23 protein-coding genes are annotated in these 23,022 nt (G+C 43.2%); 11 read left to right on the plus strand and 12 right to left on the minus strand.

The window, feature by feature from the left end:
* The first annotated feature begins 1 nt into the window (after nucleotide 1).
* Together O9316_RS05375 and mtgA are read left to right on the plus strand one after the other, a co-directional pair.
* A complete protein-coding gene (locus tag O9316_RS05375) occupies nucleotides 2–1,114 on the plus strand; it encodes an FAD-dependent oxidoreductase (RefSeq protein WP_298205536.1) in 1,113 nt (370 codons plus the stop codon).
* A gap of 7 nt (nucleotides 1,115–1,121) precedes the next feature.
* Nucleotides 1,122–1,808, plus strand: coding sequence for a monofunctional biosynthetic peptidoglycan transglycosylase (mtgA, locus tag O9316_RS05380; RefSeq protein ID WP_298205537.1), 687 nt, complete (start codon nucleotides 1,122–1,124; stop codon nucleotides 1,806–1,808).
* Between the two features lie 39 nt (nucleotides 1,809–1,847).
* Here mtgA and O9316_RS05385 read toward each other — a convergent pair whose 3' ends face one another.
* Nucleotides 1,848–2,228 (minus strand): DoxX protein, encoded by a 381-nt coding sequence (locus O9316_RS05385; RefSeq protein ID WP_298205633.1) that lies wholly within the window; start codon nucleotides 2,226–2,228, stop codon nucleotides 1,848–1,850.
* A gap of 157 nt (nucleotides 2,229–2,385) precedes the next feature.
* Between O9316_RS05385 and O9316_RS05390 the strand changes: the two genes are divergently transcribed.
* The gene (locus O9316_RS05390) at nucleotides 2,386–3,189 is read left to right on the plus strand and encodes a TIGR00266 family protein (RefSeq protein WP_298205632.1); all 804 of its coding nucleotides are present in this window, start codon (nucleotides 2,386–2,388) and stop codon (nucleotides 3,187–3,189) included.
* Nucleotides 3,190–3,237: 48 nt separating this feature from the next.
* Here O9316_RS05390 and O9316_RS05395 read toward each other — a convergent pair whose 3' ends face one another.
* The 7 genes from O9316_RS05395 to O9316_RS05425 form a co-directional block, all read right to left on the minus strand.
* Entirely contained in the window at nucleotides 3,238–3,822 is a 585-nt protein-coding gene (locus O9316_RS05395; RefSeq protein ID WP_298347050.1) for a type 1 periplasmic binding fold superfamily protein, read from the minus strand.
* A gap of 18 nt (nucleotides 3,823–3,840) precedes the next feature.
* Entirely contained in the window at nucleotides 3,841–6,219 is a 2,379-nt protein-coding gene (locus O9316_RS05400; RefSeq protein ID WP_298205630.1) for a TonB-dependent receptor, read from the minus strand.
* A 33-nt stretch (nucleotides 6,220–6,252) separates the two neighbouring features.
* Nucleotides 6,253–6,603 carry a DUF2946 family protein gene (locus O9316_RS05405; RefSeq protein ID WP_298205629.1) on the minus strand — a complete coding sequence of 117 codons (351 nt, stop codon included), beginning with the start codon at nucleotides 6,601–6,603 and terminating at the stop codon, nucleotides 6,253–6,255.
* An 88-nt stretch (nucleotides 6,604–6,691) separates the two neighbouring features.
* Complete coding sequence (locus O9316_RS05410; RefSeq protein ID WP_298205628.1) at nucleotides 6,692–7,681, minus strand: aspartate-semialdehyde dehydrogenase; 990 nt, start codon at nucleotides 7,679–7,681, stop codon at nucleotides 6,692–6,694.
* A 169-nt stretch (nucleotides 7,682–7,850) separates the two neighbouring features.
* Entirely contained in the window at nucleotides 7,851–8,228 is a 378-nt protein-coding gene (gene mscL, locus O9316_RS05415; protein ID WP_298205627.1) for a large conductance mechanosensitive channel protein MscL, read from the minus strand.
* A gap of 76 nt (nucleotides 8,229–8,304) precedes the next feature.
* Nucleotides 8,305–10,749 carry a bifunctional UDP-N-acetylmuramoyl-tripeptide:D-alanyl-D-alanine ligase/alanine racemase gene (locus O9316_RS05420; protein ID WP_298347052.1) on the minus strand — a complete coding sequence of 815 codons (2,445 nt, stop codon included), beginning with the start codon at nucleotides 10,747–10,749 and terminating at the stop codon, nucleotides 8,305–8,307.
* A 5-nt stretch (nucleotides 10,750–10,754) separates the two neighbouring features.
* A complete protein-coding gene (locus O9316_RS05425) occupies nucleotides 10,755–11,381 on the minus strand; it encodes a thymidine kinase (RefSeq protein ID WP_298205625.1) in 627 nt (208 codons plus the stop codon).
* Nucleotides 11,382–11,580: 199 nt separating this feature from the next.
* Between O9316_RS05425 and O9316_RS05430 the strand changes: the two genes are divergently transcribed.
* From O9316_RS05430 to O9316_RS05450, 5 genes are all read left to right on the plus strand, one after another.
* Nucleotides 11,581–12,570: a hypothetical protein gene (locus O9316_RS05430; RefSeq protein ID WP_298205624.1), complete on the plus strand. Its 990-nt coding sequence runs from the start codon at nucleotides 11,581–11,583 to the stop codon at nucleotides 12,568–12,570.
* Nucleotides 12,571–13,248, plus strand: coding sequence for a 16S rRNA (cytidine(1402)-2'-O)-methyltransferase (gene rsmI, locus O9316_RS05435; RefSeq protein ID WP_298205623.1), 678 nt, complete (start codon nucleotides 12,571–12,573; stop codon nucleotides 13,246–13,248).
* 47 nt (nucleotides 13,249–13,295) lie between these two features.
* Nucleotides 13,296–14,996, plus strand: a complete 1,701-nt coding sequence (gene recJ, locus O9316_RS05440) for a single-stranded-DNA-specific exonuclease RecJ (RefSeq protein ID WP_298205622.1) — start codon at nucleotides 13,296–13,298, stop codon at nucleotides 14,994–14,996.
* Nucleotides 14,989–16,245 carry an MFS transporter gene (locus tag O9316_RS05445; RefSeq protein WP_298205621.1) on the plus strand — a complete coding sequence of 419 codons (1,257 nt, stop codon included), beginning with the start codon at nucleotides 14,989–14,991 and terminating at the stop codon, nucleotides 16,243–16,245. The genes recJ and O9316_RS05445 overlap by 8 nt, the downstream gene beginning before the upstream one ends.
* Nucleotides 16,246–16,402: 157 nt before the next feature.
* On the plus strand, nucleotides 16,403–17,335 hold the full coding sequence (locus O9316_RS05450) for a hypothetical protein (RefSeq protein ID WP_298205620.1): 933 nt from the start codon (nucleotides 16,403–16,405) through the stop codon (nucleotides 17,333–17,335).
* On the opposite strand, the gene O9316_RS05455 is transcribed toward O9316_RS05450, so the two are convergent.
* The 4 genes from O9316_RS05455 to O9316_RS05470 form a co-directional block, all read right to left on the minus strand.
* Nucleotides 17,330–18,076 (minus strand): UDP-2,3-diacylglucosamine diphosphatase, encoded by a 747-nt coding sequence (locus O9316_RS05455; RefSeq protein WP_298205619.1) that lies wholly within the window; start codon nucleotides 18,074–18,076, stop codon nucleotides 17,330–17,332. The genes O9316_RS05450 and O9316_RS05455 overlap by 6 nt on opposite strands.
* 2 nt (nucleotides 18,077–18,078) lie before the next feature.
* Complete coding sequence (locus tag O9316_RS05460; RefSeq protein WP_298205618.1) at nucleotides 18,079–18,531, minus strand: 6-carboxytetrahydropterin synthase; 453 nt, start codon at nucleotides 18,529–18,531, stop codon at nucleotides 18,079–18,081.
* A gap of 35 nt (nucleotides 18,532–18,566) precedes the next feature.
* The gene (locus tag O9316_RS05465) at nucleotides 18,567–18,734 is read right to left on the minus strand and encodes a hypothetical protein (protein WP_200798314.1); all 168 of its coding nucleotides are present in this window, start codon (nucleotides 18,732–18,734) and stop codon (nucleotides 18,567–18,569) included.
* A gap of 62 nt (nucleotides 18,735–18,796) precedes the next feature.
* Nucleotides 18,797–19,660: an Omp28-related outer membrane protein gene (locus tag O9316_RS05470; RefSeq protein ID WP_298205617.1), complete on the minus strand. Its 864-nt coding sequence runs from the start codon at nucleotides 19,658–19,660 to the stop codon at nucleotides 18,797–18,799.
* A 99-nt stretch (nucleotides 19,661–19,759) separates the two neighbouring features.
* Here O9316_RS05470 and O9316_RS05475 point away from each other — a divergent pair, with 99 nt between their 5' ends.
* From O9316_RS05475 to O9316_RS05485, 3 genes are read left to right on the plus strand one after another with little or no spacing between them, the layout of a single operon-like run.
* Complete coding sequence (locus tag O9316_RS05475) at nucleotides 19,760–20,236, plus strand: TlpA disulfide reductase family protein (RefSeq protein WP_298205616.1); 477 nt, start codon at nucleotides 19,760–19,762, stop codon at nucleotides 20,234–20,236.
* Between the two features lie 3 nt (nucleotides 20,237–20,239).
* Nucleotides 20,240–21,940, plus strand: coding sequence for a DUF6029 family protein (locus O9316_RS05480; RefSeq protein ID WP_298205615.1), 1,701 nt, complete (start codon nucleotides 20,240–20,242; stop codon nucleotides 21,938–21,940).
* Nucleotides 21,941–23,017, plus strand: a complete 1,077-nt coding sequence (locus O9316_RS05485; protein WP_298205614.1) for a hypothetical protein — start codon at nucleotides 21,941–21,943, stop codon at nucleotides 23,015–23,017.
* The last annotated feature ends 5 nt before the right edge of the window (nucleotides 23,018–23,022 follow it).

Raw genomic sequence — 23,022 nt, forward strand, 5'->3', positions numbered from 1 at the left:
GATGACCTATAGTTTTTGGGAATTAAAAAATTGGTTTACAAATGTCGATTACACCATCGTGGGTAGTGGAATTGTAGGATTGCATTGCGCTTTACAATTACGGCAACGGTTTCCAGAAGCTAAAATTCTAGTGCTGGAACGCGGTATTTTGCCCCAAGGTGCCAGCACTAAAAATGCGGGTTTTGCTTGTTTTGGTAGTATTTCAGAAGTTATAGACGACTTGAAAACACACTCGGAAGAAGAAGTTATCCAATTGATTAAAAAACGTTGGGAGGGGCTGCAACTGTTACGCAAAAACATAGGCGATGACCAATTGGATTTTAAACCGCACGGCGGATATGAATTGTTTTTGAAAGAAGACGAAAGCTTATATCATGAATGTTTGCAAAAAATCCCCTTCGTCAATGACCTTTTAAAACCGCTCTTTAAATCGGATGTTTTTGCCCGAGAAATGGATCGATTTGATTTTAAAGGCATCCACGAATATGTGGTTTTCAATCCTTTTGAAGCCCAAATCGACACGGGAAATATGATGCAAGTTTTACTGCAAAAAGCCGCTGCAGCGGGCATTCTCATCCTCAACCAAATGGAGGTCAAGAACCATTATGAAAGCAACAATCAGGTACACGTTGAATTAGAACATACAAGCTTTACCACCCAAAAATTACTTTTTACGACCAATGGCTTTGCGGGTGGCCTAACCCAAAATGCGGTTCGTCCTGCTCGTGCCCAAGTGTTGATTACCGAACCCATTCCGGACTTAGATATACGAGGTACTTTTCATTTGGACCGCGGCTATTATTATTTCCGTAATTTTGAAAATCGAATTTTATTGGGCGGCGGGCGAAATTTGGATTTTGAAGGAGAAACTACCACTTCAATGGAAATTACTCCTACAATTCAATCCCGATTGGACCAGCTGTTAAAAGAAGTCATTCTTCCGGGTAAAGAGGTAAATGTTGCACACCGTTGGAGCGGCATTATGGGCATTGGAACTAGTAAAAATCCCATAGTGGAGCGTTTATCAGAACATACCTATTGTGGCGTTCGCATGGGCGGTATGGGTGTCGCCATCGGGAGTTTGGTTGGTAAAGAATTAGCGGATTTGATTTAATCTCACTATGAAACGTTTCTTGAAAATTGTTCGGAAAATTATCCTTTGGTTTTTTGGTTTATCTATAGGTAGTGTCATTTTATTTAAATGGGTGCCCATTCCGTTTACCCCTTTAATGATGACGCGCGCCATTGAAAACAAATGGGAAGGGAAAGAAATGATTTGCAACCACGATTGGGTGCCGTTGGATAGTATTTCGGTCAATCTTCAACGGGCGGTTATTGCTAGTGAAGATGGAACTTTTGAAGAACATTGGGGCTTTGATTTTACCGCGATGCAAAAAGCGTTCAAAAACAACCAAAAAGGACGTCGCATCAAAGGGGGAAGTACGATTTCACAACAAACCGCCAAAAATGTATTCCTATGGCAAGGAAGAAGTTATGTGCGAAAAATCTTTGAAGCCTATTTTACCGTTTTGATTGAAGTAATTTGGGGTAAAGAACGCATCATGGAGGTGTACCTCAACAGTATCGAAATGGGCGAAGGTGTGTATGGCGCCGAAGCAGCTGCACACTACTGGTATGGCCATTCGGTGCGCTCTTTAACCAAACGGGAAGCAGCGGGTATTGCGGCCATTCTTCCAAATCCTCGAAAATACAAACCCGTCAATAGCTCGAGCTACATTGAACGCCGAAAAGATAAAATCCTGCGCATTATGCGGCATGTGAATCGTCCTAGCTATTTAGAACCTTAAAAAAAAGCGTTGTTTTATAGAACAACGCTTTTCATTTTATTATAAAAACAACGATCGGTATTGCGACCAATGTTTGTAAATTAATATACTATTCAAAACGGCGATTACTAAAGCTACCAGCATCCCTGAAGCATCTAAAAATAAATGGAAGAGCACAATATTAATGGAAATTGGCGCTAACATAATTAAAGCAAAAGCAATCCATTTTCGAGTCAATAATAATGCCCCGATGAATACTTCCAAAATCCCTAACACTTTTAAAACATATCCCGTAGCTGCCAAAGAAGTCATAAAAGAGGCTGCATTGTCAGGCAATTGTGGCAACGGAATGATAGGTGAAGGAAGAACTTTGTTGAGTCCAAAAACCACCAAGACGAGCCCTAGCACTATTCGGACAATTTTAGTAAACATTGAATTCATAATATACAGGTTTATTGGTTATAATTATGGTAAAAATATAACATTATTTATTTATTTTTTGTATTCGTATTGTTAATTTGTAAATAATACCCTCTACACTTGTTCTGTTGTAACGTTTCGATTAGGGTTCACACTAATAGGTAAAAAAATAAACAACATGAATGCACATGAAATTGATTATACCATTTATGGTGAAGAAATGCAATACGTAGCCATTGAATTGGACCCTCAAGAAGTAGTGGTTGCCGAAGCGGGAAGTTTTATGATGATGGACCACGGCATCCAAATGGAAACCATCTTTGGCGATGGTTCGGCACAACAATCCAGTGGAATCTTTGGAAAATTACTATCGGCAGGAAAACGGGTATTAACTGGCGAAAGTTTATTTATGACAGCCTACCTCAACCAGCATCCTGAAAAACGAAAGGTTTGTTTCGCTTCCCCCTACCCAGGCAAAATTATTCCGATTGACTTAAAGCAATACAACGGTAAATTTATTTGTCAAAAAGACGCTTTTTTGTGTGCGGCCAAAGGAGTCGCAGTGGGCATTGAATTTTCACGCAAACTAGGTCGTGGTCTTTTTGGGGGTGAAGGATTCATCATGCAAAAACTAGAGGGAGATGGAATGGCATTTGTCCACGCTGGTGGAACTTTAGCCCGCAGGGATTTGGGTCCAGGCGAAATCCTAAAAGTCGATACGGGTTGTATCGTAGGGTTTTCACAAGAAGTTGATTATGATATTGAATTTATCGGCGGTATCAAGAATTCCTTGTTTGGGGGCGAAGGACTCTTTTTTGCCACACTACGCGGTCCGGGTACGGTATACATTCAATCGCTTCCCTTTAGCCGTTTGGCCGATCGAATTATAGCCTCCGCACCAAAAGCAGGTGGCAGTTCTCGCGAAGAGGGTAGCCTTTTGGGCGGTCTTGGCAACTTATTGGACGGTGACAATCGTTTTTAAACAAAAAAGCCTAACAAAATTGTTAGGCTTTTTTTTGAATCTTTCTAATTAGTTGATGGTAATTGGATATTGAACTTGCACATCGGTGCTTCCCCCTGCGTTGGTAATATCACCAGCCGCCACTCCAGCTGCTGCTTTGTTAGGCATGTGGCGTAAAGTCACTGTTAAACTTCCTGTTCCTGCATTTCCTGACAAATAATTGAAAGAAAGGCCAATCGGTCTCCCAGAAGAATCTGAATCGGTGTAGGTAAAGGTTCCTAACCCACTTGTCGGTTGAAAAAATACTTGGTGTTCTAAACCTTCGGCTAAGATTTCTGCCGTTTTATCTTCCGCAGGAGTTTCAGCCTCGTTCAAGAAACTTACCGTTCCTGTGTAGGTAGTGTTTGGTGCTAAATTTCCCGAAGCAGTAACCACTGGGGCATTGGGTCCATCCCCGTCCAAATCTCTTGACGTCAAGGTAATCACTTGCCCTCCTCCTGTTAAACGAACAGTTACGGTGGTAATCACCTCCTCCTCGTTAATCGGTGTATTGTTATCGTCGTCACTACAGGATACCATCCCCAAAGTTAGCGCAGTTACTGCCACAAGACGAATTGATTTTTGTACTTTTTCTAAAGTGTTCATTTTTTTCATTTTTTTTAAAGTTAGAAGTTAAAAATTGTAACGTAATTGAACTTGAACATTTCTTCCCATTTCATCAGCAAAAAAACGTTGCCGATTCAAATAATTACGATAGCTGGTGTTTCCGATATTTTGCACCCCGAGTCCTATAACCCATGCTGACTTATTTTTCGTAACCAAAGTAATTGCTGCATTCCAATCCCATAACACATACCCAGGTGGGGGTGTACTTACATCAACGGTTACCGGTATCAACTGATTATCGACCACAATGGAAGCGTCAATATTCGTATTGGGATAACGGTGTTGCTGTGTCATCCACAAGCAACGCAATTGTGTCGTCAACCCATGCCACTGCGGATAGTCAAACTGAATATGTTGGGTGATATTGAATGGCGGAATATCAATAATTGGCGTATCCGTAGTTTGATCGTGCGCATACACCATCGCTCCCATCACACCATAACTCCAATGGGCATTCCAACGTACTTGGGCATTCCAATCCAATCCCAACAGTAAAGCGTCGGTGCGTTGGTACTCCCAAACTGGAAAAGCGCCGCGAATCGTGGTTTCAAAACCTACCGGCCGCAAGTACATAAAATCCTGAATGCGATTCATGTAAGGAGTTGCTGTTAGGGTAAATGGTGTGCTTCTATAATTGATTTCCAAGGCGGTTTTAAATGCTTTTTCCTGCGTTAAATTCAAATCGCCCAATTCAATCATCCCGGTAGCATGATGCAACCCATCACTAAACAATTCCGAGGGATTCGGATTGCGCACGGCCCGCCCTAAACTCAGTAGAACGTCCCAACGCGCATTCGCATTCCAGCGTATCCCTGCCGAAGCACTCAAGTTGTGGAAAAGAAACTCCGGACGGGTATTCCACTGCGTCCCTGCGTCGCCCACAATAAAATGGTCAAACTGAGGGCTGTAATTGCGTTCGTTCCAGCGGGATTTTAGGTAAAACTTTTGGGCGATCATTTGCGAAAAATCATACCGAATACCCGCTTCAGCAGTCCATTTTGGGGCAAAAGCATATTGATACACCCCATACCCTCCAAAATCCACTTTTTCATAGGTGGGAATCAAAGGCCGAATACCCGTATCCGGACTCGCTGCATTGTGTTGGTATTGTCCCATGAGGCCGGCTTTTAAAACCGACTTTTCCGTTTGTTTTTTGTAATCCGACAAAAGGGTATGCGTGGTCAACGTCAAATCCAACGAAGGTGTGTTTCGGGCCTGTCCCCGACGGATATCGTATTCAAAGCGTTGATTGTACTGCATTTCATATTGGGTGTTCCAACTCTCAGTTCCGGAGAGTATGTAATTCAAGAACAGTTTTCCACGCCAATGACGTACTTCCTGTTTGGGATTGGAAATACCGTACCCAAAATCTCCCACAAAATACGGCTGTCCGCTGGTTATAGCATAGTACAAATCGGTGACGTTCCCTATGTGGGAAGCCGTTAAAATGGCCATTTGCGATTGATAAAAACTCGTTGCAGCCCCCCAAACTACTTTTTTCCCAATATGCTTGAGGTCACCACTAAACGAATACTCGCGGCTCCCCGAATTGGATAGCACATAATCGGGCGCTTCTCGATCGCCAAAATACTTCATCCCCGTTTGCACATTCCATGCCCAATCGCAAAAATTTCCACGGTGAACGGCCGCATTAACCGCACCACCGCGTCCATTGGATTGCAAACTGACTACAGCACTACCTGAAAGTGTATCTTTGGTAAACGCAAGGGGTTCTATAAGGATTAGTCCCCCAATGGCATCACCGCCATATTGCAACGCCCCAGCCCCTTTAATTACACTAATTTTCCCAGCCGTGTTACTGTCAAAATTAGGGGCATGATCGACTCCCCATTGTTGGTCTTCGCTACGAATCCCATTGACGACAACGGGAACACGACTACTGTGCAATCCTTGTAGTACGGGTTTGGCAATGGTACTTCCTGTTCGTAGAATACTAACCCCTGGAATTTCAGCCAAAACCTCAGCCAGACTTCGCGCAGCATTTCGTTGCAACTCGACCGTTTTTACTTTGGCCTCCACCACAAGACCTTTGTTGGAAACTGGATTTCCCTTAACAGCTACTTCTTGCAATACAACAGGATCTTTTTGCAAGCGAAGTACCAAATCTTGTGCTTGGGTTACCTCAATAAGCGTATCCTTTCGTAGGTAACCCACATAAGTAACAAACACTTTGTGCTTGCCTTGAGGGACGTTACGAAATTGAAACGTGCCGTCTTTTTGTGCATTGACGGACTGGTCGGAAAGGTGGATATGCGCGCCTTCGAGCGGTTGCTGTAGGGAACCATATACAATCCCCGTTACGGTGTGTTGCCCATATAAAAGGAAACCCCACAGCAAGGAGAGGACATAAATAATTTTTGACATGGATAATGCATTAAGATCATACAAACGAGTGTATTATCCTAATGGCGGTGCGCGAAGTGCAGGGTGAAAACCGGAATACCCGGAAATCGAAATACTATGGAAAGAAAATAGTTCCTGGGGGAAATTAGAATCCGGCCAAAGCGTGAATTCCAATGCAATGGGTTTTACGTAAGCCCCAAAGGCAAACTCACATTGAAAACATTTTTCATAATCATGATGCGCGTGAGAAACCTCGGTAGTCCCTTGGGTATAATGGTGATGGCAGTGCGCAGTTTCAAATTCGTGCGCAATATGACCCACCGCATGGACCGCCTGCAACACGACAACTCCCAGAAAAGCTAGGGATAAAATTCCACCAAAAAGTAACCGACGAACATTCATCATGGGTCAAAGATAAAGTTTCGGCAAAAAAATACCCGTCGATTTACCATTTTTTTAAGAACCGACGGGAATATATTTTGTAAGAAGTAGATTATACGAGTTCGTGCGCTACCAAATATTCGGCAATTTGAATGGCATTGGTGGCGGCTCCTTTGCGTAAATTATCGGCTACAACCCACATATTTACGGTGTTCGGCTGACTTTCATCTTGGCGAATGCGTCCCACAAACACTTCATCTTTTCCGTGGGCATAGAGCGGCATCGGATAGGTATAGGTGTCGGTATTATCTTGCACGACTACGCCCGGTGTGTGATGCAAGATTTCGCGAATTTCATTCAAGTTACAGGGATGATGAAACTCCACATTTAAGGCTTCACTGTGGCCGCCAACCACGGGAATACGAATAGCGGTGGCGGTGACATGAATCGTATCGTCACCGATGATTTTCTTGGTTTCACGGGTGAGTTTCATTTCCTCCTTGGTGTAGCCGTTGGCCTCAAACACGTCGCATTGCGGGATGGCGTTGCGGTGAATTTGGTATTTGTAGGCCATTTCCCCTTGTACACCTGCATATTCATTTTCCAATTGTTGCACCGCTTTCACCCCTGTTCCTGTAATGGATTGATAGGTGGAAACAACCACGCGTTTTACGCCGTATTTTTTATGTAAAGGAGCCAACACCATCACCATTTGTATGGTGGAACAGTTGGGATTGGCAATGATTTTATCATCTTTGGTTAACTCGTAGGCATTGATTTCGGGCACGACCAATTTCTTGGTGGGATCCATGCGCCAAGCTGAGGAGTTGTCGATTACGGTAGTGCCCACTTCGGCAAATTTGGGAGCCCAATCCAAAGAAGTTTGGCCACCCGCGGAAAACAAGGCGATATCGGGGTGCCTGTCCACAGCCGTTTGCAATCCGACTACGGTGTAGCCTTTCCCTTTCCAAGTGATTTCTTTCCCAACCGACTTCTCGGAAGCGACAGGAATTAATTCCGTTACGGGAAAATTTCGATCGGCTAACATTTGTAGCATCACTTCGCCTACCATACCGGTAGCACCAACAACGGCAACTTTCATGGTCTTTCTGTTTTAAGTTGAAATTTGAGTAGTTTGCGATTCAAGAAAACCAACAGTTCCTTGAACAGTCCCGCAAAAATAACGAGAAATTACATCGGTTGGTACATTTTAAAAAAAGAAAAACCACCCGCATTGGAGTGGCTTTAGTTAGCATATGTAGTCTAGCGGTTTACTTCTTCAACAAATCGCGAATTTCAGCCAACAATTGTTCTTGCGTGGGTCCCGCAGGCGCTGCTGGAGCGGGTGCCTCTTTTTTCTTCATGCTGTTGATGGCTTTCACTAAGATAAAGATTACAAAAGCAATAACCAAAAAGCTAATGACCGCCGACAAGAAATTTCCATATAAAATTCCACTATCGGTTTTTAAATCTTTTAGATTTTCAACATGAGCGGCTTTCAACGCAGGATTCAAAATCGCTGGTGTGATTACATCCGACACTAATGACGTTACAATCGCGCCAAAAGCACCTCCTATAATGACCCCTACGGCCAAATCCATAGCATTCCCCTTGGCGATAAAATCTTTAAATTCTGATACCATTCCCATTTTTATTCGTTTTTTAAGGTTAGTAGTTCAAAGCTATGAATTTTAACAATAAATTTAGATTTTTTACCCTAAAAAATTACTCCCGATAAAAAATTCGCTTCACGCGTTGGGAGATCGAAGTCATGATTTCGTAGGGAATGGTCTCCAATACCTGCGCCATGTGAATTACCGAGGGGTCTTTCCCAAAAACAATCACTTCATGGCCTTCTTTGCAGTCGATATCGGTCACATCGACCATCAGCATGTCCATGCAAATGCTGCCGAGAATTGTCGCGCGTTTTCCATTTATCACCACATACCCTTTGCCGTTGCCCCAATGGCGCGAGATACCGTCGGCGTAACCAATAGGCACAGTAGCCACGCGGGTCAAGCGTTCGGCCATAAATCGGCGGCTATAGCCCACACTTTCGCCGGGTTCGACAACCCGAATTTGAGAAATAACTGACTTTAACGTGGCGACTTGCTCCAGTAATTTTTGCTCGTCTTCGTCATTGGATATTCCATACAATCCGATGCCTAAACGCACCATATCGTATTGTGCTTGACCGAAATTGGAGATGCCCGACGTATTTAGGATGTGGCGAATGGGTTGTATGTTTAATGCCTCCATGAGTTGGGTTGACAGGTCTTCAAATAAAGAAAGTTGTGCCAAGGTAAAATCCACAAACGTCATGTCGTCACTCGCCGCCAAATGCGACAAAATACTTTTCACTTCCACGGCTTGGGTTTGCTGCAAACGGGCAATCAAGGCAGGAATATCTTGTTCCATAAATCCCAATCGGTGCATGCCCGTATCGAGTTTGATATGAATAGGAAAACGCTTCAATTTTTTTTGCTCCGCCAATTTGACAAAAGCATGCAACCCTTTTAAAGAATAAATCTCTGGTTCGAGACCGTGTTGTATTAACGAAGGATAACTTGTGCTCTCGGGATTCAACACCATGATCGGCAATTGGATTCCCGCTTGCTTCAACGCTACGCCTTCATCGGCAAAAGCTACCCCCAGATAATCCACCTTGTGATGGGCGAGCAACTTGGCTATTTCATACCCGCCATTGCCGTAGCTGAAGGCTTTGACCATCACCATGAGTTTGGTTGGGGAGTGTAATTTAGCTTTGTAAAAATTGAGGTTGTGACTGATGGCATTAAGGTTGATTTCAAGCACCGTTTCGTGGGTTTTTTCCTCCAAAACCGTGACGATATCCTCAAAATGAAAATGACGTGCCCCCTTGATTAATATTGTTTCTTGCTCAAAAACCAACGTATCGATCACGTCCAAAAAGGCTTGGGTTGAAGGGAAAGCCAAACAATTGGGAAATTTCCTTTTGTAAGCACTAATCGTAGGCCCGATGGCAATCACTCGGTTGATATGGTTGGACACCACGAGCAACGAAACTTGTGCATACAAAGCGTCATTATCTAATCCACTCTGAAAAATATCGGAGAGTATGAGCGTCTTCTTTTTAAACTGCTGCTGACTTTCTAGAAAATCCAAAGCAATTTTTAACGATTGAAAATCCGAACTGTAGCTATCGTCAATTAAGCGGGTTTGGTGCTGTCCGTTTTTGACTTTCAATCGCATTTCTACAGGATACAATTGCGCCATGCGTTCCTGAATCACCGCTTCATCATAACGCAAATACAGCAACACCATCAAACAATGCATGGCATTTTCTATAGAGGCAAAATCCGAAAACGGGATAACAACTTTAAAACATTGTTTTTGGTAAGTAATTCGCAATTCGGTGTAGTCGGGTTGCTCGTCGGCCATGACAAACACATCCGCTTTTTTATCATCCGAACTCCAAGTGAATGTGCGTATTGTAGACGGCAAAAAGGCTTCTATGGTGCGGTTTTTATTTAAAATCAAAAGCTCAACCGCCGAAAACAACTTGAGCTTTTCTTTGATTTTTTCACCAGCACTTTGAAACCCTTCATCGTGTGCCGAACCAATATTGGTTAAAATTCCTAGCGTGGGTTGGATAATTTTTTGCAAATGCACCATTTCATCCACCGTTGAAATCCCTGCTTCAAAAATACCCAGGTTGTGTTTTTCATTGATCCCCAACACCGATAAAGGCACCCCAACTTGCGAGTTGTAACTCTTAGGACTGCGAATAATATGATAATCGGGACTTAATAAAAAATTAAGCCATTCTTTGACGATGGTTTTGCCGTTGCTCCCCGTCACACCAATGATTGGGAACGAAAATTCCGACCGGTAAGCCGTGGCCAGTTGTTGCAAAGCGACCAAGGTATCGGGAACAATCAAAAAGTTGGCTTTCCCCACTAAAGCCTCAGGAACTCTTTGAACCACAAAATTGGTGACGCCTTGGGTATATACCGTTTCCAAAAAATCATGCCCATCGTGATTGGGACCGCGCAAGGCAAAAAACAGCGTGTGTGGGCCATTTTGCAACGAACGGCTATCAATAGACACGGCATCCACGATGGCGATATCATGCGGCCCTTGAAATTGCGCTTTCAAAATGGGAACGAGGGTGCGAATGGAGCGTGTCACAGCGGTTAAGAATTGGGATCGGTCGATAAATCTTCGGGATCGTTAACTTCAATATGTTCGCGCATCGCCTTGTAATACGCCGCACGACTAAGCGGTTCGTACTCTTCGGTTTCCCCCAAAAGAACGAGATTATCGTTATTGGATTTGCGGTAACTGTAATGAGCGAGGTTGCCCGTGCGGGTGCATACGGCATGGACTTTAGTCACATATTCGGCCGTAGCCATTAGTGCGGGCATGGGACCAAAAGGATTTCCCTTAAAGTCCATATCGAGACCGGCCACAATGACCCGAATGCCTGAATTGGCCAAATCATTGCATATTTTTACGATTTCATCATCAAAAAACTGGGCTTCATCAATCCCTACCACATCACACCCTTGCGCCAAAATAGCAATGTTGGCTGCCGCAGGAACGGGGGTGGAGCGAATTTCATTTTTGTTGTGCGAAACGACCATTTCTTCATCATAACGCACATCGATGGCAGGTTTGAAAATTTCTACTTTTTGTTTGGCAAATTGCGCCCGACGCAAACGCCGAATCAATTCCTCTGTTTTCCCCGAAAACATGGAGCCGCAGATGACTTCTATCCACCCAAATTGCTCTTCGTGATTAACCGTATTTTCTAAAAACATTTACTAAATTGGTTAGATGAATTTAGGTTTTTCTGTTACATTTGTACAGAAACAAAAATATCAAAATTCCCCTGACTTGCTCCGGTTATTGGGATAAAGTTATGAAGAGTTTGCATATTTTTGAAGGAAATGACCGAACAAAAGACCCAACGCGAACTACCTTAAGGTAGCAACCGTATACCCAAAATTGTAATGCACCATGAAAAAAAGACTGGAAGCTGAATTGATTAGTATTGCACACCGCATTTTAAAACTACGCAACAAATCGGAAGTAGACCAACTCTACACGGAAACCCGAAAATTATACGAAACCCTAGCGGTTTTAAAATTTTACGGCGATCATTTTGAAACGCTGAAAAATGACATCAGCGCCGAAGAACTTGAAACCCGTCTCGAAGCCGCACTTACTTCTCCTGAAGTGGTTACAGCACCTACAGTTGACTTGACTACAGCCGTTGAAGAAACGCCTGCGCCTGTCGTAGAAGTTTTGGTCACGGAAGAAGTTAGAGAAGAACCCGTCGCTTTGGAAACGCGTGAGGAAACACCCGCAATCCAAGAGGAAACCGCAGAAGTAATTGCCGAAACAGCTTCCGCAGAAGAAACCCCCGAGGAAGAACCCGTTATTGTGGGAGAAATAACGTTGGAAGAGGAAGAAATGGAGGAAGATGTTCCGATGACGGAAGCCAAATCGGACTTGGATTTCGAACCTATTTTTGAATTGGCCGCTGCACCCCTAGAAGAAGCAGCATCTATTTCGGAACCTGAAGTGGCTGCCGCTCCCACACAAGAAGCCGTAGTTGAAGTACCAAAAAAAGATGAACCTAAACAAATTTCCTTTGAAGAATTGTTGGGCGAAAATTACACCGAACCCATTTTTGTCAAACCCGACGATGTGGTTGTGCCTCCCTCTCTTAAAACGGTCATCGACGAACAAGGGAAATCACTCAATGAATTGCACTCCAAAAGCATCAATATTGGCTTAAACGATAAAATTGCCTTTGTGAAATATTTGTTTGCCGACAGCACCGAAGATTACAACCGCGTCTTGTCGCAATTGAATACCTTCTCCACGTTTCCCGAGGCCAAAGATTTTATCGACGAAATCATCAAACCCGATTACAACAATTGGGAAGGGGTGGACGATTATGCCGAACGGTTTATCGCGATTGTGGCCAAAAAATTCTCGTAAATGGGTAAATTGTATTTGGTCCCTACGCCTATTGGCAACTTAGACGACATGACATTTCGTGCCGTAAAAGTCTTGAAAGAGGCCGATATCATTTTGGCAGAAGATACTCGCAATAGCGGTAAACTTTTGAAGCATTTCGACATTGCGACACCCATGCAAAGCCACCACATGCACAACGAACATAAAACGGTAGACCATTGGGTGAAACGCATGCAAGCCGGAGAAACCGTGGCCTTGATTAGTGATGCGGGCACGCCTGCAATATCCGATCCTGGATTTCTGTTGACTCGCGCTTGTGTTGAACAAGGAATTGAAGTCGATTGCTTACCGGGAGCGACCGCCTTTGTTCCAGCGTTGGTCAATAGTGGTTTGCCCAACGATCGCTTTATTTTTGAAGGCTTTTTACCCGAAAAAAAGGGACGACAAACGCGTTACCTCCAACTCGCCGAAGAAACACGAACCATGATACTCTATGTTTCGCCCCATAAATTGGTGAAAACCTTGGGCGAATTTGTACAGTATTTTGGGGCCGATCGCCTGGTTTCGATTTCCCGTGAAATCACCAAACTCCACGAAGAAACGATTCGCGGAACCGCCGAAGAAGTACTGAAACACTATGAAGCTAAACCCCCCAAAGGCGAAATTGTCGCTGTGGTGGCAGGGAAACCTACGAAATAAATGAGAATACATGTTTATATACGCCAACTTTTTAAAACCTAACTCTTATGCGCTGGAACTTTCACTCAAAGCCGAATCCCTCCGCCGTACGCCATTTGATGGACGTATTGCACATCGATGAACTCGTGGCCAACTTATTGGTACAACGCGGCATTACCACCTACGATGAAGCGAAAGCTTTTTTTCGCCCTACCCTAAACGACTTACACAATCCGTATCTCATGAAAGATATGGAACAAGCGGTATTGCGCATCGAACAAGCCATCAACAACCGGGAGAACATTCTCGTTTTTGGCGATTATGATGTGGATGGTACCACAGCCGTCTCTTTGATGGCTTCCTACCTTCGCAGTTTTTATCCCAATGTGGCCACCTACATTCCTGATCGCTATGCGGAAGGCTACGGGGTGTCCTATCAAGGAATCGATTTTGCCGAAGACAATACCATGAGCTTAATCATCGCTTTGGACTGCGGCATCAAATCCATCGACCATGTCAACTATGCCAAAGCCAAAGGCATCGATTTTATCATTTGTGACCACCACCGTCCCGGAGATACGCTTCCTGATGCGGTGGCGGTTTTAGATCCGAAACGCGACGATTGCTCCTATCCCTATGACGAACTTTGTGGATGCGGTGTCGGATTTAAATTGATTCAGGCTTTGTCCGAACGACGGGGTCAATCGCTATTCGACTTAATTCCCTATCTCGATTTGGTCGCAACAGCCATCGCTGCCGATATTGTACCCATCACGGGAGAGAATCGGGTGTTGGCTAAATTTGGCTTGCAAGTCATCAATGAAAATCCGCGGCCGGGTATTAAAGCCTTACTGACTCAAGTCAAAAAAAGCGAACTCACCATAACCGATGTGGTGTTTATCATTGCACCACGCATTAATGCAGCAGGCAGGATCAAACACGGTAACGCTGCGGTGAGTTTGTTGACCGAAATGAATTTGGAACAAGCGGTTCAGTTTGCCACCGATATCGAACAACACAACAAAGACCGTCGGGAACTCGACAAAACCATCACGGAAGAAGCCTTGAAACAAATTCAGGAATTGAATGAAACCGATCGTTTTACCACCGTAGTTTACCAAGAAAATTGGCACAAAGGGGTCATCGGTATCGTGGCGTCACGCCTTACGGAAACCTATTACCGTCCGACCATCGTATTTACCAAAAGTGGTGATAAACTAGCCGCCTCCGCCCGATCGGTCAAAGGTTTTGATTTGTATGAAGCCCTAGAAGCCTGTAGCGAGCACCTGATTCAATTTGGAGGGCACATGTATGCCGCAGGAATGACCTTATACGAAGAAAACTACCCCGCTTTTAAAGCCGCTTTTGAAAAAGTGGTCAAAAACACGATCGCCCCCGATCTTTTAATTCCCGAAATTGCCGTCGATGCCGAAATCCATTTTTCGGAAATCACCCCCAAGTTGATGCGGCTACTAAAACAATTTGAACCTTATGGCCCAGGAAATATGACGCCAACATTTCTCGCCAAAAACCTCTACGACACGGGCTATGGCAAACGCATTGGCAGCGATGAAACCCATTTGAAGTTAAACCTCAAACAAGGCACATCCGAAACGATAGGGGCTGTCGGTTTTGGCTTAGGCGATAAGGTAACCATGATTGAAAACCGACAAAAAATAGATGCGGTTTTCTGTTTGGATGAAAATGAATTCAACGGTTCCGTAACTTTGCAACTCCGACTGAAAGATTTACGCAAGCACCATGACTAAAAACGACCCCTACGAAGCCCTGCGCTTTCGCGAATTTAACTTCTTCCTCCTTATGCGTTTTGCTCTGGTCTTTGCGTGGTCGATGCAATTTGTCATCATCGAATGGGAAGTCTACACCATGACCAAAGATCCGCTCTCACTTGGGATTATCGGACTCATGGAAATCATCCCCGCGGTGAGTATGGCGCTGTTTGCGGGACATATCGTCGATCAAAACGAAAAGAAAAGTCTGTTGGTCAAATGTTTAATCGCTTTTTCACTCATCAGCCTCGGCTTGTTTGCCCTAACCCTTCCCGCCATCAAAGCGAACTTTGCCGCTCAAAATCTGCTCTATGCCATTTATGCTTTGGTGTTTTGCGGGGGATTGGTGCGCGCCTTTATCACCCCTTCCGTTTTTTCGCTGTTGGGCCAGTTGATTCCCAAAAAAGTCTACCCTAACGCCTCTACTTGGAGTAGTTCGGTATGGCAAATTGCAGCGGTTACCGGACCCGCACTTTCGGGAATTGCCATTCGGTATTTTGGGGTGCATTATTCGCTGTGCTTTGTGTTTGGTTGTACGGTTTTGGCCCTGCTTTTTCTCACACCAATCGAAAAGAAACCTATTTTAAACACCAAAATCGGCGAACCCATGATGCAGAGTTTGAAAGAAGGTGTACGCTTTGTTTTTCACAACAAAACCATTTTAAACGCCATCACATTGGACATGATTGCGGTGCTTTTTGGAGGTGCCATTGCCTTACTCCCCGTTTTTGCCCAAGATATTTTAAAAGTAGGTTCCGAAGGATTTGGCATTTTGCGTGCGGCACCCGCTGTGGGATCGTTTCTTACCATGATCTTAGCGGCTTATATTCCGTTGAACAAAAATGCGGGTATGAAATTGTTGGTGGCCATATTTCTGTTTGGCGTTTGTATGATCGTGTTCGGCCTCTCGACGTACTTCTGGCTGTCGGTAGCGGCTTTATTTCTTAGTGGTGTATTTGATGGCGTGTCGGTGGTTATTCGTCAAACCATTTTGCAACTGGAAACGCCCGATCACATGCGCGGACGGGTCGCCTCAGTGAATTCCATTTTTGTAGGATCGTCCAATGAATTGGGTGCCTTTGAAAGTGGTGTTACCGCCAAATTGATGGGTACTGTAACGGCAGTCGTTTTTGGCGGCACGATGACGCTATTGACAGTGACGGCTACGGGATTACTCTCGCCTTCCTTCCGGAAATTGGACATTCATAAAAAAATTGAAGAATTATAATTCTTAGGCAGCAACAACTCCATCGTTCTTCGCAACACGGTCCCGCTCTTCGCTATATCCCCGAATAAATCGGGGGATGCCTCTGTGATCGGGGCTGAATTCACGTGCTGTTTTCAAAAGACATTCAGATTTTTTGTACCTTCAAATTTTAAATTCAATGCGGGACTTTCTTCTTTTCTGGCTTCTACTTTTTTCCTGTTTAGGAATTGCGCAACCTAGCAAACTTCTCCTTTTGGATGAGGAAACCAGCGAATTTTTACCTGAGGTCAATTTCCAACTTTTTCATCAAAAAAAGAAAGTTTTTGAAGGTATCGCTCCTGAAAAAGAGGCATTGACGTTGCCACAAATAGTGTTTGACTCGATTACCTTTTCCAAATTTAATTTCGAACCCAAAGGGTTTTCAAAAGACAGTTTAAATGATATCGTTTACCTCAAGAAAAAAATATATGCATTGGACGAAGTAGTCGTTGGCGTCCAACCCGGAAAAATTACCTTGGGCGAACACAACCGCATTTTACCGCATTCAAGAGGTATGTATCTGCAAAAACAATTGTTCTTTGGAATTTTACTATCGAATGATCAAGCGTTTGACTTGGCCTTGGAACACGTGCAATGGTATGTCAAAAAGGTGGTACATCCTACCAAATACCGCATTCTTTTTTATAAAGTAGTGGTGAATAGAGAAGTCATACAACGCACCAACATTTCACCCCTTCAGGCCATCCCCGTGTACATTTCACCCGTTCAAACTTTAGAACCGAAACAAAAAAACAAAATCAACACCCCGGTCGATTATCTCCTAACGTCAGGAGAAGAAATTTTGGTTTCTATTGAATTGGTCGACTATGTTGACGCCAATCAAACCGTGATTTCACCTCCCTTGGAAGAGCAAACCTTAGTTAAATTTCAATGTTCGGACGAAACCAACTTTTATACGAAATACCGGGATGTCGTTACCGAAAAAGAAACGGAAGAGTTATTCAATGCCAATGTTTGGATCAACTATGATTTTGCATTTTACTTTTATAAAAAGCCCAGTAAAAGCACGATTCGCACGCCTACTGTCAATTTGATTGGACGGAAATTATAGCTCAAATTTTTCGAGGGTCATTCGAGTGCCATCAAAAACGCCATAGGTGAAATACCCAATCCAATCCCCAAGATTGATGTAGGTCGATTGTTCATTTAACGCTATGGTCATGGGTAAGTGTCGGTGGCCAAACACAAAGTAATCGTAGTGCTGCGTTTGTAATTTTCGTTTGCAATATTGTACCAGCCATTCGTTATCTTCGCCCAAGAACTTCACATCGGCTTCTCCCGAAATCAGTTTGTTTTTAACCGAAAGATACTGGGCTAAACGAACACCTAGATCGGGATGCAACCAGCGATAAACCCATTTTGAGACGGGATGCGTAAAGACTTTTTTCATGCGTTTGTAGCCTTTATCGCCAGGACCTTTTCCATCGCCGTGTCCAATGAGAAACGACTTGCCGTAAAACGTAAATTGTTTATTGTCGTGATACACAGGAATGTTCAATTCCTTCTCAAAATAATCGTGCATCCACAAATCGTGATTGCCTACAAAGAAATAAATCGGTATCCCGCTGTCGCGAATTTCGGCCAATTTACCCAAAACACGTACAAAACCTTTGGGAACAACCGTTTTATATTCAAACCAAAAATCAAATAAATCGCCGAGCAAAAAAATAGCTTCCGCATCTTGCTTCACGATGTCCAGCCACGCTACAAACTTCTGTTCGCGTGGAAAGCTCGCTTCAGCAGTCGGCGCACCCAAATGTTGGTCGGAAGCAAAATAGATTTTTTTGGCCATACTTACGCATTATCAGACGCATACCATTCGGCATAAGACGTCTCCGTTTCTTGTAATCGTAACGAAAAGAGTTGAATATTTGCGGGGAGACGGTTGCTGATTTTTGTAGCAAAATCAATCACCATATTTTCACTCGTAGGTTGGTAATCGACCAAAATAACATGATGCCCGCGCTGTTGTAGCTCCCGAGCTAATTCAACATGGGGCGTGTTTTTATTGAATACCGTAGCATGGTCAAACACGTCGACTATTTCTTCTTTTACGATTTTTTTCAAATCGGTAAAATCAATCACCATTCCGTATTTTACATTTGACGTATCGGTAATCGGCTGACCGATAACGGTAACCGATAACTTGTAACTGTGTCCGTGAACGTTTTTACATTTTCCATCATAGCCATACAAGGCATGTCCGGTTTCAAAACTAAATTGTTTGGTGATTCGAATGGTACTCATACTGGTAATTTACCCGACAAAAATACGGTTTTATTCTAATCCTTTCGGTTTTTGGAACGGTAATAAAGCAGATACGCCAAGCCCACCAATACCACAAAAGGCAATAGGTTTCCTATCCAAACGCCGATTGCATACCCATTATCGGGAGCTTCTTGAAGTTTTTTATCGATGGCTGATTGCAGGAATAGCACTAAAAATTTCATAAAAACAATGATTTCTTCTATAAAAAAAGGCTGTTCGGTTGGAACAGCCTTAGAGGTATTTTTTAGGGATTCTCTTGGAAGTTTTGATTTTCATTGGCTTTCGCCTCCCTTGCATTGATCACTATATTGTCTTCTCCACGCGTCACGAAGGCCACAAAGCTGATATTTTCTGGAGTAATCTGAGGTGCATTCGGAAAATTAGAGGGAGGTGTTATAGTAGGAATCGGAATGGAGAAATTGCGTGTAAGCGTTGCCCCATTTACCGTGCCTGTAATCGTTTCCCCAACGATATTGGTTAACGAAGCACGCAAAACGTGATTGTGCTCAAAATTAGGAATAGGGTTCACCCCATTGTATAAATCGTTGTAATAGTTTCGTTGGTTAAAAAGTAATTTGTCTTCCAACAAATACACCACCAACTTCAGATTTTGATAATCATCTAAGCATTTGATTTTCACATCCAAATTGATATTCCCGTTGGCTACCGTAGAGTTCATAGCCAAACCAATGGTTGCGTTATTTGAGGTCAAATCCAAAGCTTGTTGCACATTTGACGTTTCGGGAAAACCCCAAACAATCATGCGGTTTAAACGAGAAACGGGTAAAGCAAGTGGCGAGTTGGGTAAAATTAAATTTTTTAACGGCGCTATCCCAGGGAAATGAAAAGGATCATTCCCGTTGTGAATAGCCACAGAAACAACTTTATCAGAGGCTGCTTTGGCTTCTTCAATAGCCCATGCTACACGGGTACAATTGCCACACCAAGTGCCTGTGTAATCTTCAATTAACACATTTTTTTTGAAGTATCCTGAAATAGGAGGCGCAGTAGATGATCCATCAGGACGGTTTTCAATAATCTCGGTGTCTTGACATGAAACCATTAGGAAAACCATTGCCAAAAAAGCCGTTGTGATCTTAAATTTCATAGCAAAATCAATTTAAAATTTAAAGCATACAAATAAAAAGAAAAATCATTTAAAATTTATAATATTATTTATTTATTTGTAGCACCTTACCCTTGAATAATGAAAAATATATTTTTTTTACTCTTGCTTTCTTGTTTTTTGACAACAGCACAAAGCACATTACCTGAAGTTACCCTAACCAATCTTGAAGGAAAATCCGTCGTATTAAACCGCGATTTTGTAGAAAAAGACAAGCTCTATATTATCTCTTTTTGGGCGACATGGTGCGGCCCTTGTATCAATGAATTGGACGAATTAAACGATGTGATTGAGGACTGGAAAAAAGAACTCAATTTAGAAGTTATCGCGGTATCGACCGACGATGCGCGCACTCAAAAAAGAGTGAAACCATTGGTCAATGGAAAAGGATGGCCGTATACGATTTTGTTGGATACCAACCAAGATTTAAAAAGAGCGTTGACCATTGTAAATATCCCCTACACCATTGTGGTCAAAAACGGACAAATCGTGCATATCCAAAACGGGTATGTCCCGGGAAGTGAAGCTGCATTATTAGCCAAATTGAAGCAATTATAATTCATGAAAACGTTTTCTTTTTTTGGCCTTTCGTGCATCGGATTCCTCTGCTGTTCTTTTTTGATGCATGCCCAAAACAACACCAATGCCGCTGGGGTCCTGAGTGGTGGATTTGAAACCAATACCCAATGGTATTTGAATGACAAAGGGCTCAAAGACGAGTTTAACAATCCCACGGCGCAACCCGAAGAACCTCTGCGTTCCAACAGTTATTTGTTTTTGAACTACAACTATAAAAAATGGACGTTTGGTATTCAAGGCGAAGCGTATGAGCAAAATGCCTTGTTGAACATGAATCCCAAGTTCAATGGAACCAACGTAGCCACTTATTTTGTCCAATACAAAGGAGATCAATTGGAGGCCACCGCTGGGTATTTCTATGAACAATTTGGCAGTGGTTTACTGTTTCGAAGTTGGGAAGACCGTGCTTTAGGAATCAACAATGCCTTGCGCGGTGGACGGGTGATTTTAAAACCTGTAACTCATTTTACCTTAAAAATGGTGTATGGACAGCAGCGTACCGGATTTGATGTCACCGATGCACAAATTTTTGGTGGGGACTTTGAATGGGGGCTCTCCAAAGTTTTTAAATGGGAAACAACCGACTTGAGTTTCGGTGGTAGTTATGTTGGACGGTATGAAAAAACGGATATTGTAAATCCAAATTTTGATGCCTTGACCAATGCCTATGTGGGACGCATCAGTCTTACCCACCAATCCTTCTATCTGTCGGGGGAATACAATTACAAATCGCCCGATGCAGTTGTACAAGCGCCAGGGCAAATCGACAATCGCTTAATCAAACCCGGTAGCGCCATTTTATTAAACATGGGGTATTCCAAAAAAGGGTTTGGTATAGATGGAACGTTCCGACGTCTCGAAAACATGGGATTTTTCTCCGAACGGGCCGCCAAAGGAAATGTGTTCAACGATCGAATCATGAATTTTATTCCCAGTTTGACCAAACAACACCATTACAATTTGGCCAATATTTATGTGTATCAAGCCCAACCCAATGTACTATTAGCAGGATCCGATTTTGTGAAAGCGGGTGAAATTGGGGGGCAAATCGACATGTTTTACGATTTCAAAAAAGGAACGGCCTTAGGTGGAAAATACGGTACTAAAGTCGCCATGAATTTTTCGAATTACAATGCATTAAGCGGTACATTCTTCATTTTCAATCCGCAAGATTACGACACCGATTTCTTAGGATTTGGCCAACGGATGTTCTCGGACTTTAACTTTGAAATCACCAAAAAATGGACCAACAAATGGTTTACTCAGGTAAGTTATATTAAGCAATATTACAACCGACAGTATATTGAAGATGCTGCTGGTGAAGTAAATACCCATATCGTGGCTGGAGAAGCCATTTACAAATTTGACAAAGGACAATCCATTCGCGTCATGGGCGAACACATGTGGGCCGATTATGATCGAAAAAATTGGGCTGCCGCTACGGTTGAATTCAACTTTAATTCCAAGTTCTCGATGTATGTTTATGATTTGTACAACTATGGAAACGATTTGAGTCATTACCGAAATCATTACTACAACATTGGTGGGGCATTTCGAAATAAAGCAACCCGTTTGGGTCTTAATTACGGTCGTCAACGCGGCGGTTTGGTGTGTGTGGGAGGTGTTTGCCGTTTTGTGCCTGAAAGTTCGGGTCTTACACTAACGTTTAATACATCATTTTAAATGAAAATGATTCGACTCAAAGGGATTTTCTTCAGTCTTGTTATAGTAAGGCTACTGATTTCCTGCTCGTCGAATGAATCAGAATATACGGCGATACCCGAAAGTCCGGTGCAATGCGACCTTTCGCAAGTACCCTATGCTAAACTATCGGATTATCGTTTTTTTGAAGGAGAATTGAAAAATTTAATCCCCGCAATAGGAGTTCTCCCCTACCAACCATCCAGTGAACTATTTACGGATTATGCCTTAAAAAAACGTTTTGTTTGGATGCCAAATAATACCAAAGCGACCTATGTGAGCGATCGCGAGGTGTTGAATTTGCCCGTGGGTGCCGCATTGGTTAAGGTATTTTACTACAACACGGTACTCCCTGGATTAACCACAAAAATTATAGAAACGCGGGTAATGATTCGAAAAAGTACGGGTTGGATTTTTGCCGAATACATTTGGAATCCCGAACAAACAGAAGCCTTTCTGGAAACGGCCAGTACTTCGCGCACGCTCACGATTCAACAGGGTAGTGAAACCCTAACTTTCAACTACAGAACCCCCAACACCACCGTTGAATGCAACCGCTGTCATGGCGATTTGGTGACGCAGCAAAAAACACCGATTGGCATCAAACCTCAAAATCTAAATTGGAATTATTCAGGTACACAAAACCAACTGACACAATGGATAAATGCAGGGTATTTGGAATCTAATTTACCGTCGTCAATAACCACTGTTCCCAACTACAACAACACCGCTTTACCGATTACCGATCGTGTTCGGGCGTATTTTGACGCCAACTGTGCCCATTGTCACCGCGTGGGTGGAGAAGCGCAAGTGCATCCGTTACGCATGGAGTACACAGATACGAGCGACCCTGAAAACATGGGTGTAGGCGTGGGTGCTTTACACACCTTACCGGGCTACAATGGTCGTATAGTACAACCCAATAATGTGGGCCAATCGATTCTCCATTACCGCATGCAAACCACTACCGATTTATTTTACATTATGCCAGCTATAGGACGCTCAGTGCAACATCGAGAGGGCGTTCAACTGGTGGAGCAATGGATCAATAGTTTTTAGAATAA

Origin of the sequence: Flavobacterium sp. (assembly GCF_027533505.1) — a bacterium.
Classification (GTDB): Bacteria; Bacteroidota; Bacteroidia; order Flavobacteriales; family Flavobacteriaceae; genus Flavobacterium.